The 10,824-nt window shown below is 66.1% G+C and carries 9 protein-coding genes; all 9 read right to left on the reverse strand.

Annotated features, from left to right (window positions below; translation table 11 throughout):
* On the reverse strand, positions 1–810 hold an 810-nt coding region (locus DFP89_RS19080), incomplete at its 3' end, for a hypothetical protein (protein WP_220269885.1).
* Positions 807–1,352 carry a hypothetical protein gene (locus DFP89_RS19085; RefSeq protein WP_114350910.1) on the reverse strand — a complete coding sequence of 182 codons (546 nt, stop codon included), beginning with the start codon at positions 1,350–1,352 and terminating at the stop codon, positions 807–809. The genes DFP89_RS19080 and DFP89_RS19085, both read right to left, overlap by 4 nt.
* Positions 1,349–4,441: a phage tail tip fiber protein gene (locus DFP89_RS19090; protein ID WP_114350911.1), complete on the reverse strand. Its 3,093-nt coding sequence runs from the start codon at positions 4,439–4,441 to the stop codon at positions 1,349–1,351. The genes DFP89_RS19085 and DFP89_RS19090 overlap by 4 nt, the downstream gene beginning before the upstream one ends.
* Positions 4,441–4,860 (reverse strand): DUF6950 family protein, encoded by a 420-nt coding sequence (locus tag DFP89_RS19095; RefSeq protein ID WP_220269886.1) that lies wholly within the window; start codon positions 4,858–4,860, stop codon positions 4,441–4,443. Before DFP89_RS19095 ends, DFP89_RS19090 begins: the two co-directional genes overlap by 1 nt.
* Positions 4,848–5,444 (reverse strand): hypothetical protein, encoded by a 597-nt coding sequence (locus DFP89_RS19100; RefSeq protein ID WP_114350912.1) that lies wholly within the window; start codon positions 5,442–5,444, stop codon positions 4,848–4,850. Before DFP89_RS19100 ends, DFP89_RS19095 begins: the two co-directional genes overlap by 13 nt.
* Positions 5,441–6,094 carry a hypothetical protein gene (locus DFP89_RS19105; protein ID WP_114350913.1) on the reverse strand — a complete coding sequence of 218 codons (654 nt, stop codon included), beginning with the start codon at positions 6,092–6,094 and terminating at the stop codon, positions 5,441–5,443. The genes DFP89_RS19100 and DFP89_RS19105 overlap by 4 nt, the downstream gene beginning before the upstream one ends.
* Positions 6,094–10,158 (reverse strand): phage tail tip lysozyme, encoded by a 4,065-nt coding sequence (locus DFP89_RS19110; RefSeq protein WP_114350914.1) that lies wholly within the window; start codon positions 10,156–10,158, stop codon positions 6,094–6,096. The genes DFP89_RS19105 and DFP89_RS19110 overlap by 1 nt, the downstream gene beginning before the upstream one ends.
* The gene (locus DFP89_RS19115; RefSeq protein ID WP_114350915.1) at positions 10,155–10,463 is read right to left on the reverse strand and encodes a DUF1799 domain-containing protein; all 309 of its coding nucleotides are present in this window, start codon (positions 10,461–10,463) and stop codon (positions 10,155–10,157) included. The genes DFP89_RS19110 and DFP89_RS19115 overlap by 4 nt, the downstream gene beginning before the upstream one ends.
* Positions 10,464–10,528: 65 nt before the next feature.
* On the reverse strand, positions 10,529–10,824 hold a 296-nt coding region (locus tag DFP89_RS20435), incomplete at its 5' end, for a hypothetical protein (protein ID WP_114350916.1).

Raw genomic sequence — 10,824 nt, forward strand, 5'->3', positions numbered from 1 at the left:
TGATACCTGGAAATCGAGCCCATCCCGCGCCAGACGGATGATCGTCTTGCCGGACCTGTCTTGCAGGATCGACCAGCCCTCCAGCCCCTCGGACACCTCATGCGGCGTGTCCAGACCAAGGGCGGGCGCCATGCGCGGCACCAATGCGTCTAGAAGATCATCCGATGCCCGGAAATGCAGGCCGGTATCGGTCAGCGCCAGCAGTGCCTTGCCGGTGCGATCGACCCAAAGCGCCCGATGTCCGCTCGCAAAGTCGAGCTCGACCTGCGTCGGGCCGGCGAGATCGTCGATCTGCTCGGACACCGTATCAACCTGCGCCAAAGCTGATCCGACTGCGGCGTCGACGCCCGGGCCGGTCAAATAGCTGGCAAGTTCCGTTGCTGCATTGCCTGCGTCATGACGATAGCGGATAATGGAGTTGCCGGCGACGACCTGGAACTGCGCGCCCTCGCTGGTTGCAGCCAGCCCGGCTGCGATCGTCGAATAGACGTCGGCGCTGGCATAGACCTCTGCCCGGAAATCCTCGAGCGAGGCGATGGCCGCACGCGATGCCGCCAGCACCCGGGCCGCATCCGGCGTATAGCGGATTTCATATGGTGCGGCGGTCAGGGCCGGACCGCTCCAGGGATAAGCCAGCGTCAACTGGGTCGGTCCCTGCACGGATGCGACGGCCACATCCAGCCCGCCCGACCACAGGATGTCCCCGGCCTGGACCCCGGCTCCGGTCCAGTTGGTGCCGGCACCGGTCACGGTCACCGTACCAGGCGTGATCGAGATCAATCCGGGTTTGTAGGAGCTGGGCAGGGTCATTGCGGTACACCAAAGAGATCGTCGAGGGTTGCATCATCGACGCCGAGAGCTGCAGCTGCGACGAGGATGACAGGATGGGTGCGGCCAAAGCTGGCCTCAAGGCGCCAGCGTGTCAGGATTGTGCTGCGAAGATCTGGCGCAAGCCTGGTCAGCGCCGCGTCAAGACGCATTGGCATCTGTCCGGCCGAGAGCGCATCGACCTCATCCGGGGTCAGAAGGCCGCGTGCCATAGCCTCTAGCAGCAGCGCGCCTTTGGCGATTACGGTGGCGGTGCGGCGAGTGGCGAGATCCGCCATCCTCTGATCCGTCGTGCGCAGATCGACCCAAGCCGAAAGGCTTGGCAGCCAGGTCATCCAGGGCGCCGGCTGGGTGGGCACCCGGCTGGCCACGCCATCGATAACGACCGTGGTGTCAGGATCGTGCAGCCCCTCGATCATGCGCTCGTCCTCGGCGAGGTTGAGATTAGCGTCGCGCATCGGCACGTCGAGCGAACGGCGGATCATGCCATCAGGGCCGTAGACGGAAAACCTGACATTGCTCATTTGTAGAGCCCCAAGATTGTCATCCTGTACTGGCTGTAATCGGCTGGATCGCCGCTATAGGCATGGGCGATGGTATGGGTCCCGGCCTGGATGGCGATGGTCTTGATTGTGGTCAGCATCCACGAATAGGGCCCGACGGAAAACGATCCGCTGTCGACGGCCACGCCGTTGCGGGTGATGCTGTAGGTGCCGTCATAGCCGCTGGAGATGCCCCGAACCCGCACATTGGTGAAAATTGCCAGCTGCATCGGATAGCTGGCTGTCAGGCTCAGGCTGTCACCATTAACGGCCCAGAAGGTCGACACCGCCCCGTCAGCGATCTTGGCAGTCTCGACAGCCAAATCACCGATGAAGGCCTTGTCCATATAGACCTGCCCACCCTGAACGATGAACGGGACGTGTTGCGCGGCCCCCGAACCGCCGCCCGAGACGACGGCAAAACGGTCCGCGATGAAGGACACATGCGAGGTGCCGTCCGAACGGGCGTCCAGAAACATGGCCGCCGCCGTGGTATTGCCGCTGGCCGCCGCCTCGGCGCGCAGACCGATGCGGGTCTGCGATCCTGACGGGGCTGCGACGGCCGAGACCCTGAACAGGCCGGTCGCGCTCGTGGCATCGCTGCGGGCTTCTACCTGGGTGATGGCCTCGCTTTGCGCGACCAGCCCAGCCTCTGTATCCGTCACGCGGGCCGTCAGTGCCGTGACAGACGCCGCGCTGGCGCGGGTACCAAGATTGGTCTCGACCGATGTGATATCGGCGGCCATCGCGTCATCGGCCTGTATTCGGGCCAGTCTTTCCTGAGTGATCGCCGCCGCGTTGGTGGCATTGGCGGCCGAAACGGTCTGAACGTCCAGGGCAAGAGCGCTGTCGGCATTCGATCGCGCCAGCTGTTCTTGGCTGATTGCGGCTGTATTCTGGCCAACGGCTGTCGTCAGGGTAGTGACGCGCGTTGCGACGGCTTCGGTCTCGCTGACCGCGACGTTGATTTCCTCGGTGAATTGAGCCCGAGCCCGCTCGACCTCGGCCTCAGCCTCGCGCCGCACCCGCTGGTGGACGCTGTAATTGCCCCAGTCGATTTCGGCGATGCTGTCCCTGAGCGCATCAATCTCGCCGCGCAACCCGCGCAGGAACGGGCCGGTCTCGTCCATCCATGCGGTGGAGCGGTCGATATCGGCCAGGACTTCAAGGTCGAGGTCGCCCTTCGCCAGGCGGACGGGATCGGTGCTGACTGCCTCCCACCCGGTCCAGACCGTGCGGCGGTTGGCGATCAGCCGCGCCCGCACCTCATAGGCCATGTCGGGCAGGACGCCCTCGGCTATGGTGATGCCGCCGGCCCCGACATCCTGAGTGGTGCCGCGCAGCACGGCCTGCGTCTGGCCCGTATGCCTGATCTCCCAGCGCAAGCCGGCCGCGAGGATATCACTCGCCCAGGAGAGCGCGATAGCCGGCCGGCGGGCACCACCGGCGGCGTCATTGATGGTGATCGCCCGCGCGAAAAATCCTGACACCGATTCCGGCGCAGGCGGCGTCGTGCCGGGCGGCGTCGGGGTCGAGGGCAGCTCAAAACCCGGCTCCCAGCTGTAATCCAGCGGGTCGCACTCGCGGATCGACATCTGACGCACACCCGTGCGCGGATCCTCGAGGATCTCGTAGACCCCGAAATCCTTGCCGACATAGCCGTTCCTGGCCGAGCTCCAATCGACGGTATCGATCAGATCGACATGAGCCGAATCGGGCGGCAGGTTGATGATGTGGCGCCGGAAGCGGCGCTCGTCCCTGATCCACGCCTCCATGAGGCGCTGCACCTGCAGCGCGTAAGGGACCGCCGGCAGTGCCAGATTCGCCATCCGCCGGCCGAAGGCGTCGGCCGCCTCCCAGCCCGCATTGGTCCGGCGTGGCGCCTCCTTGGTCTCATAGAGCGCCTCGGGGTCGGGATAGCGCGCGGTGACCGCGTTATAGGTCTCCTCGATCCCCGGAAACGGGTCCAGCTCCTGCGATTTGCTGACGATCACATCGTCATCGCCAAAGCTGTAGACCGGCAGTGCCGGCGCCCCGACCACGATGCCCCAGCCATAGCCCATATCTGCAATGACGGCCGAACAGGCCTTGAAGATCTCTTCAAGGGCGGCGGCCGGGGGCTGATCCAGCGCAACCTCGATGCCGGCGCGATATGCCGGCTCGGTGCTGCCGTCGTCCCGTTCGATCGGGACGTCGCAGCGGTTCATGGCCGCAGTCCAGACCGCCCAGGGCAGCTCGGTCAGATTGGTGATATTGCCGCCCCAGACCTCTCCGCCCGGCAGAGGGATGCCGCGCATGACATTCCAGGCGATGACGGCGGCGTTTTCGGTCTGTTCCCAGGTGGTGGGGTCGGCCAGCCTGTGGGTGCCCACGCCGCCGGCCGAGCTGTCCTTGCGCGGATCATAGAGCGGGATCCCGCCCAGCTCGAAGCGGACCGACGGCACCGAGGTCTGGTCCTCGCGGTCCCAGCCAAAGGTCATGATGGCATAGCAGATGCCTGCGCCGACCATGTCGGCCGTCCAAGGCCGGTCGGGATGGCTGCCATAGCGATCCAGCATATAGGGATCGGCCTCGGTCTGGGTGCCGTCGTAGTATTTGACCCATACCAGCCCATTGTTTTCGCCGGCGACCGGGTGACCGAAAAAGGGGTGAAGCTCCTCGCTGAGTTCAACCCACTCGTCGCCGATCATCACCCGCTCGAGCGTCGCGCCGGGGACGCTGCAAAGCTCGATGACCTGCGTCAAAAACCGGTCCGACCGGCCATGGCTGTAGGGCGGGCAGATGGCCTGTCCGGCGGTGGCGTATTTGCCGAGGATGATCGTCTCGGGGTTTTCCTCGCCGCGGATGGTCGATGATATGGTGATGCCGCCGCCTTGGGCCGGCTCTGGTGCCAGCGCAGAGGTCAGCGCTGAGACCGCAACAGTGGTCAAGAGCTTGACCGCCAGACCGCCCAGGATGGTGGAAGCAAAGCCGGCACCGGCCCAGGCCGCGCCTACCGAGCCAGCACCCAGCACCGCAACGGTGCTGGCGAAGCTGAACATGCCGCCGATAAAGCCCGCAACGACCGCCATCAGCCCACCTTGAAGATACGGGTTGCAGGCACCAGCACGGCAAAGCCCAGCCGGCCATCAATGCCCAGAACATAGATGGCCGAGCCCTGCACCACGCCCATGGCTGGGCCATCCGGCGTCTCGACCACGGCGATGTCGCCCTCGCGCGCCGCCGACGCATGGATTTCTGGCAAGGTCGCCGCCGCCAATGCGACATGATCTGCATAGCCGGACTTGCGCAGGATCCTGCGCCCGCCGGCCATGGTCGTATACCGGCCGCGCCAGGACGCCGCGATGTCGATACCGGTCTGGGCCTCGATCGCGCCGGCCCCGAACAGGCAGCAGTCGTGCTGGCCAGGCGCGATCGGCCGGCCATTGATCGACTTGATCCATGCATGCAGCCGGGGTTGCCAGTCCGGCAGTCGGGTCAGCCGCCCCATGGTGTCTCTCCCTTGTCTGCAAGCGACGAATATTTTCGGAAGCCGTCATTCGCGGCGCGCGCCCGCATTGTGGCGTCCGAGCGATAGCGCGACACCGGCTTGGTGAGCGCTCGGCCGGCCGTCGCAATCTCGAAAGAGATATTGCCCTTTTCGCCCTTGGCCGGGGTCGGCAGCTTCAGCTTGTCCAGATAGCCGCGCAGGATCATGTGCGGCTCGTCGATCAGCGTTTCCCGCGCCGGATCAAACAGTGCGCGATGGACCTCGACGGGGCAGTGACGAGGATCATAGCCACGCACGGCCATCATCAGCTCCGGCGCCACTTGGCTGAAGGTGATGCGCTGGCTGCGCACCTTTAGGCCGGTCTGGCGGCGGATCGGGTCCATGCCCAGCATGGCGCCGGCACCGAAATAGACTCGGGTTTCGCCCCGGATGGTGAACTCGGCATGATCGGCACCGGTCCAAAAGCCGATGGTCTCGGTCGCGCCGCTGTCGCGGTTGCGGGCCTGCAGCCAGACCAGGACATGACCGACGAAGGCACTGCGGCTGGCGAAATAGGCGGCGGTGGCGGCAGGAAAGGTCCTCATCTTAGCGTCTGGATCCAGTCGAACGAGACCCCGACCGTCAGCGTGGCGTTGTGCTGGCCGGGCTGGACCGATCCGGGGACAATGATCGCCTTGCAGGCGGGCTTCAGGAGCGTGATCGTCGTGCCGGGCACCTCGCCGGCACGAATGGCCGGGCTAACCTCGACGGTCGCCTGCCCGCTGCCATTGGCCGTGGCCTGCCCGGCCAGGCGATGCAGGGCGTGGCGCACCGGATTTGTGCCATAGGCGAAGGCGATATAGTCGTGGCGGCGCAGGGCGTATCCGGACGGCAGGCCGGCAATGCGGATATCGCGCCGATTCGGCAGGGCCGCATCGAGCGTCGGCGTCGAGGCGCCGAGCAGGGATCCGTCCATGTCGAGGCGCGGCCCGGGGCGGCGCGGATCATGGCACATGAACGACGCGCCCGTCCGGCGCAGCACGTCGAGCCGCGACATGACCTCGTCGGCCTCGATCGAGGTCATGTCCGCCAGCGTGATCTTGCCGCGCCAGAGCCGGGTGCCGAGGTCGGCTGTCAGGATCTCGCCGCCGCCGGTCTCCGAGACCTCCATGGCCTCGGGCAGGTCAAAGACCATGTCCCGGATCGGCAGCACGTCCATGAACTGCGCAGCTGTAAGCGGAAAGGTAAAGGCCATCAGCCACCCCACCGGTCATTGGACACCTGCCGGATGCGCGTGGGCAGCGCCTCGCGGTCATAGAGCTCGATGCCATGGGCGACGCCGGCCGAAACCGCCTGCTGCACCATCATCTCGATCTCCCGATCGCCACGCGCGCCGCCGATATCGACGCTGACGTGCAGCCGATCCGGACGGCCTGTCGGCGCGGCCGGCTGGTTTCCCGGCACAGCCACGGGGGCTGGCAGGGACGACACGAAGCCGCCGGTCTTGAAGCCGCGCATGGCGCCCTTGCGGATGCCCTCGAGATTGCCGATGCCGATCCGCGCGGTCGCGGCCGCGTCGAAAACGAACTCGCCCTCATGGACGATGCCGGCGGCACGGTCCGGATTGCTGCCGCCTGTGGCGCCGCCCTGCTTGAAGAGCGGCACCCCGCCCAGCAGCGCGCCGCCGATGCCGACAACCGCGTTCAGGATGCTGCCGGCCTCGCCGCCGACCATGCCCCCGATGCCGGAAAGGAGCTGTCCGAAGACGCCCATGCCGTTGCTGGCCACGGCCGCGCCCTGTCCTGCCTGCTCGAGCCCGGCGGCGGCGGCACCTGCGCTGCTGGCCAGATCGGTTCCGGCTGTTTGCGCGGCAGTGCCGAACTGCGCCAGCGCCTGTTCGGCGGCGGCAAGACGCTTGTCGAAATGCTTTCCGGAGCCATAGACATTGGCATCATAGCCCGAGGGCCGCTCGAAGCCTTGCATTGCCCAGGTCGCGCTCGCGACGTCGGTCGAGGACATCAGGCGGCGCATCGGTCCCGCTTCGGTCGTCATCAGCTCGTGCCACGCGAACTCAAGCTGCTTCTGGATGTCGCCCAGGTTCTGCTGACCGCCGATGAAATCGAAGAGGTTGCCCTTGCGATCATTCCATTGAAACAGGCCAAAAGCCTGCGCCACGCCGTTCTTGTGATCGCCCTGGGCCAGCGGATTGAAGCCGCTTTCGGCGGATGCATTGCCCATGATCCCGGCGATCTGATGCGGGGCGAGACCCTTGGCGGCAAAGAACTGCCAGATCTGGGTCTGGATGTCGGCGGATCCGGGCAAGCTGCCATAGGTCAGGGGCGCGACATTGGTGTTGGCCGCGCTCAATGGTGCCAGATTGGCGTTCGCCGCCGCGCCAATTCCTGACAGGTTGCCTGACAGCACAACATTGGCTGCCGTCACCATCATCGACTGGACCGGCATGGCCGCCTGACGGGCGAGCGCCTTTTCGTCGACCTGCGAGCGGCCGCTGAAGCGGTCCATGATCCCCGACCAGCCGCCGACATCCGCCCATGTGCCCAGATTGGTGCCCAGAAGCGCGTTCTTCAGCGGGTTGCGGATCGCGAGGTCGAAGAAACCCTTCTCGATCTCGCCCAGCAACTCGCCCATGGCGCCCTTGATGTCGCCCCCGCGCAGCTTGTCCAGGACGCCATCGATGGCGCTTTCCCCTGCCGACTGGACGCGCTGCCAGGCATCGGCCTGCGCCTCGATCGACCGCGCCAGCTCATATTCCATCTCTGCGTTGCGCCGCGCCGCATCCGCATCCTTGCCGGACAGTCCAAGGCGCTGGATGTCTTGCTCTGCCTTCACCATGGCGAGCACCCGCGCACGCATTTCGGCCGTCTGCCCGACCAGAGCCAGCTCGAGATGCAGCTGCTGGATACGTTCGGCCTGACCGCGCAGGTATTGGTTCTGGTTCTGGCGCTGCTCCTCGGCGGCCATGGCGGCATAGGCCACCCGCATGCCTTCGATCAGGTCGAGGAGCTTGACCTTTTCCGCGCCTTCAGCCCGGGCGGCAGCAGCGATCAGGGGGCGCAGTTCCAGTTCCTCGCGCAGGAGGCGGTTGACGTCGGTCGCGCCGATCAGTCCGGCCGCGACCTGGTCGGCCAGATCGCGGCGGATCGCAACCTCGGACATCATGTCGGCGATCTGGGTCTGGGTGCCGGTCGATACTTCGGACATGGCGCGGGCGCGGGCGCGGATCGCCTCGGCATAGGCGACCTCGACCGACTGGCCATCAGCAATCCGGGCGCTGTATTCGCGTTGGAATTCCAAATTCGCCTTGCTGACCGGATCGCGAGCGAGCGAGATCTGGGCGTCATAGGCATCGCCAATGGCCGCGACCTGCACGGCGCGCATGGCCTTTTGCCGCTCCAGCGTGATTTCCGCCTCGGCCTTGGCGATGGCCTTGGCCTTGACCTCGCGGGCGTCGTCGATCGACAGGCTGCGGCGGCGGATTTCCAGATCGGCCTCGGCCAGCGCATTGATCCGAGCCTGCTCGTCGCGCGTGGCGCCGATCAGCGAGACCTGACGGTTGATGGCCGCGATCTGATCATCCTGCCCTTGCAGATATTCCCGCTGGGCATCCTGACGCGCCTTCGCCGCCATATCCTCTTTCGCGAAATAGGCGGAGGCCAATGCGCCCAGAACCTGCTTGGCCTTCTGGTCCTGCTCGGTGAAGCCAAGATTTTGCAGCTCGAGGACGGTATTGGCCCGCAGTTGATCCTGCTCGGCCACCCGATATTCTGCACTGTCCTGACCATATTGCAGCGCCACCCGCTCCAGCGCCACACGCTGCTGGAGTTGACGAACCATCTCGTCGGCGCGAGCATTGCCGGCGGCGTTCTCGTCCAGAGCCTTGATTTTCTGAAGTTCGCGTTGTGCCTCGGCAATCTGCAGAAGCCACGCCTCCTCTTTTTTGGTAACACCGCCATAGGCAGATGCAGCAACCTCCGCCGCCTGGCGCAGTTCCTTGACCGCCGCAATCTGTGCATCGATATTATTCGATGCGCCGGCCGCGGTGACCTTGTCCATCGCACCACGCACAGCGAAAGACAGCGGGCTGGCCTCTTCGCTGATCCGTCCCGATGTTGCCCAATTCGCCTCACCAAACAAACGCTGCAATGTTGCGAACTGATCCGATGCGCTACGCAGCCCCAGCAGCGAGCCACCATCCATGTCGCGGGTGATACTGTTCAGGGCGGTCTTTGCGTCGCGCCCGGCCGAGCGGCGCTCGATCTCCGCCAGCAGCGCCAGCAGCTCCTTTGCCTCGGCCGCCGAAGTGCCAAACTCCGCCCCCAGGTCAATGACCGATTGCCGGGCGGCGGTATTGGCATCCTTCAGGCGGTTCACACGATCCGCCAGATCGGCGAGAGCTTCCCCCGAGGTCTTGGTCTCCCCGCCAAGCGACATCAGCGCCTGGATGCCGGCAGCGCCGAAAGCGACGACGCCGATCGTGGCCAGACTCATGGGGTTCAGCAGCGACAAAAACCCGGTGGCGATGCCCTGCAGCGCCTGCTTGCCGCCGCCCATCTGCTGCATGACCTGCACCAGTTGCGTGCCCTGCTGCAGGCCGATCATAGCCGGGTTCGTGCCCATGGCAGCCGTCACGCCGATGTCGAAGCCTTGGGCCGCGACATTGGCGGTGTTGGCCGAGTTGACACCCACCCCAGCGCCGCCTGCAATGCCTTTCTGTCCGACCGGCGCTATGATGCTCGCGGCCCGGGTGCGCGCTTCGGCCGCCTCGCGAGCCGTAATAGCCCCCTGGCGCTCGGCATCGGCGATGCGCTCGAGCTGCTGCTCGTACTTCCGGCTGACCGCGAAGAGCGGGTTGAAAGACGCCCGCACATCATCGAGCGCCAGCTGATAGGCCGCAGACGCCTGCGCGGCGGCAACCATATCATGCGCCTGCTGGCCGACACTGAGGCTGAGACCTGCCACAGATCCGCGCAGGGACTCGGCCGCAGTCGCGGACTGGCGCCAGATCGCGGCCACCGGCGCCGCCTGCGTGGGCATGGCCAGCGGCGCGATCAGGGTCTGCGCGCGGGTCGCCTGGGCGCGCTTTTCGGCGGCAGCCAGATCGCCCTGGGCAAGTGCGGCCTTGCCGGTCGCTGCAGCCAGGCGCTCGAGCTCGGCCGCCTCTTTCGCCAAGGCGGTGCTGGTCTTGCCGGCCTCGGCCGAGACGTCGCGCTGACCCTTGGCCACCTCCGCCAGCCCAGCTTTGGCGCTGGCGATGTCCGCCCGGAAAACCATCGCGATGTTAAAGGCTGTGCTGGTCACTTGCCGTCCCTGTGCATCACATCGAGGGCCGCGCCCTCCATCACCTGCAGATCCGTCATCAGCTGATCGGGATCCGTCCATTTGCCCCGGCGCAGCACCACGTCGACCGCGCCGTAATCGAGACCCAGCCAGAGGATCGAGCCCGGAGCGGCGCTGATGCAGCGCCATTGCGTCTCGCACCCCAGCCAGGCCTCGATCGCCTCGGCATTGGCCCGCATCACCTCGAAAGCGTCGGGTGCTGCCGCCTCGGGCCGCTCGACCGTCACCCCCATCCGGGCAAACTGCGCGGCCAGATCATCGTCCATCTCGACCGGCTGACGGGCGTCGGTCTTTCCCAGCCGCGCAAGCGCCCATGCCCGCGCGGCCGCCTTCAGTTTCCCTGGCGCGCAGCCTCGCCGTTCTGGCTTTCGGCCAGGGCTTTCTGGATGCCCGCGCGGAACCAGGCATGCTGCAGCGCCTGTTCCAGCATCGCCGGCGAGAAGGGGACGATTTCGCCATTGGCATCGACGACCCCCTCCCAGTTGCGAACGACCCGCTGCACCTGCCGGATGCCGTGGGCCTGCACCTCGCGCAGGGTCGGCAGCGTGACGCTTTCTTCTTGCGCCGCCATCAGCTCATCCTGCGGCAGCGGTTCAAACTCGACCTTCAGCTCCTGCTCGATGATCT

It is taken from the genome of Paracoccus lutimaris (assembly GCF_003337565.1).
Classification (GTDB): Bacteria; Pseudomonadota; Alphaproteobacteria; order Rhodobacterales; family Rhodobacteraceae; genus Paracoccus; species Paracoccus lutimaris.

Bases quoted from the DNA above. Each gene is read 5' to 3' on its own strand.
- DFP89_RS19085 (WP_114350910.1), bottom strand. From the start codon at position 1,352: ATGAGCAATGTCAGGTTTTCCGTCTACGGCCCTGATGGCATGATCCGC.
- DFP89_RS19090 (WP_114350911.1), bottom strand. From the start codon at position 4,441: ATGGCGGTCGTTGCGGGCTTTATCGGCGGCATGTTCAGCTTCGCCAGC.
- DFP89_RS19095 (WP_220269886.1), bottom strand. From the start codon at position 4,860: ATGGGGCGGCTGACCCGACTGCCGGACTGGCAACCCCGGCTGCATGCA.
- DFP89_RS19100 (WP_114350912.1), bottom strand. From the start codon at position 5,444: ATGAGGACCTTTCCTGCCGCCACCGCCGCCTATTTCGCCAGCCGCAGT.
- DFP89_RS19105 (WP_114350913.1), bottom strand. From the start codon at position 6,094: ATGGCCTTTACCTTTCCGCTTACAGCTGCGCAGTTCATGGACGTGCTG.
- DFP89_RS19115 (WP_114350915.1), bottom strand. From the start codon at position 10,463: ATGGACGATGATCTGGCCGCGCAGTTTGCCCGGATGGGGGTGACGGTC.